Below are 535 nucleotides of genomic sequence, written 5' to 3'. Positions count from 1 at the left end.
TGTAAGCTTCCCCTAAAATCGAACTGTTTAAAAGTAGAATAATAATTTTTAAATTTGAACAGTATTATGAGACGAAGTAAATTTACCCCGCAACAGATTGCAAAGATTTTAAAAGAGTTTGACAACGGAAAGAGTGTCGACCAAATAAGCCGTGAGCACGGAGTAAGCTCTGCTGCTTTTTATAAGTGGCGTTCCAAATACGCAGGAATGAATTCAAAAGAGTTAAAGAGGCTAAAGGAGCTTGAAGAAGAAAACCGTAAGCTTAAGCAGATGTATGCCACGTTAGCTCTTGACCATCAGATGGCCAAAGAAATTATAGAAAAAAAGCTTTAAAGCCCTGCCGTAAACGAAGTATCACCAATGATCTTATTCATTACGGCATCAGTAGGGCGTGCCGTGTTCTAGGTATGAGTAAGAGCGTATATTATTATACACCATTGATTAAGGATGACACCGAGATAGAACAAGCTTTACAACAGAAAGCACAAGAACACTCAGAAGAAGGGTTTTGGAAGGCTTATGATCGCTTACGAGA

General features: G+C 38.5%; 1 pseudogene. It reads left to right on the top strand.

Going from position 1 to position 535, the window contains the following annotated elements:
* Positions 1–66: 66 nt before the first annotated feature.
* Positions 67–535, top strand: a pseudogene (locus Q4566_RS17035) (transposase); the annotation flags it as partial.

The organism is Tamlana sp. 2_MG-2023 (assembly GCF_030548465.1).
Classification (GTDB): domain Bacteria; phylum Bacteroidota; class Bacteroidia; order Flavobacteriales; family Flavobacteriaceae; genus Pseudotamlana.
This window is presented reverse-complemented; position numbering and strand designations above follow the sequence as displayed.